General features: G+C 38.9%; 1 pseudogene. It reads left to right on the forward strand.

What is annotated here, in order from left to right:
• Positions 1 to 76 precede the first annotated feature (76 nt).
• Positions 77 to 1,220 (forward strand): annotated as a pseudogene (locus tag CH376_RS24715) (hypothetical protein); the annotation flags it as partial.

Raw genomic sequence — 1,220 nt, forward strand, 5'->3', positions numbered from 1 at the left:
ATCCTTTTCTTACATTCCACACCCTGCAAAAAGCGGAACCCATCCATTCCTCCGGAATGTCTTGGGTCCCACGTTCTTGCCCACTGTTCCATGTAAAAAAGGATTCTTACTCACCCACGATCCCAACACATTAAAACCTAATAATCTAACCTCTAAACTCACAGCTAAAGATCGTTTTAACTCAAAGTTCCCTCATCTCAATCTCTACTATTATACAGACTTAACTAAGAATCTCATCAACCAATGTTATCCTAAGAGTTGTCCTACCTGCAAAGTTCCTCTTACAAAGGGTATTTCAACTAGAGAGAATGTTCTTCGTTGTTCTAAATGCAATGGCCAAGTATCTCTTACTAAAGATACACCTTTAGAACATTTAAAATTACCGTTGTGGGTGTTCTCGTATCTCCTAGTCGAATCGATTGAACTGTTTCCACTTGGGTTATCAGCATCTGCTATTTGTAGAAAGTTATCTGTCTCTAAAAACACTGGAACTTTACTCAAACGCAGGCTACAGATCTTTTTAAGTGATTTGATACCTTCAATTAAAAGAGAGATGGTCAAGGATCTAAAGAAAGCTTGGAAGGGTAAAAAACTGCCAGAATCAGGTGATTTAAAGCCTTTTATCAAAGGGAAGCCAGTTGTTCATACGGATACGTTAGCGTTATTCTCAGCTTCTCAAAGGGCGAATGGATATCGAAAGAGATTTAAGCACAAAGGTCAGACTGCTTCTATCTATTTAACGGATTCAGTCGCTGAAGAACGTGGAAAGTATCAGATTGGAACTTTAGTTCACACTCTTGCGATCAAAGGTGGTCCAGTTATTCTTTCATCTGTTCCTGATCAAAAGCAGAAATCACTTCAACCACTGTTTGATTTTCTACCAGAGGATGTTCCTTTATTTGCGGATGAAGGATTTCCTTGGATGGAAAGATACAATGTAAACTTTCGCCAAGTGAATCATTCTCTTAGAGCTATTGATACGAAACGGAATGTCTGGGGAAGGAATCGTTGGTCAAAGGATGGAATTCATTCACAGTGTGCTGAAGGAACTCAGAGAAGTATCAAGTATTCTTTCTTAGCTTCTTACAGTTATATGCGACCTGAGAATAGTGTTCTTTATCTCAATGAGTATTCTGCTCTTAAGGGTTTGAGAGTGTATGGATTAGAGAAGCTTGTTGGTGAGAAAAAGGGTGAGAAATTGTGGAATGTAGGGAGTAGGT

The organism is Leptospira adleri, assembly GCF_002811985.1.
Lineage (GTDB): Bacteria > Spirochaetota > Leptospiria > Leptospirales > Leptospiraceae > Leptospira > Leptospira adleri.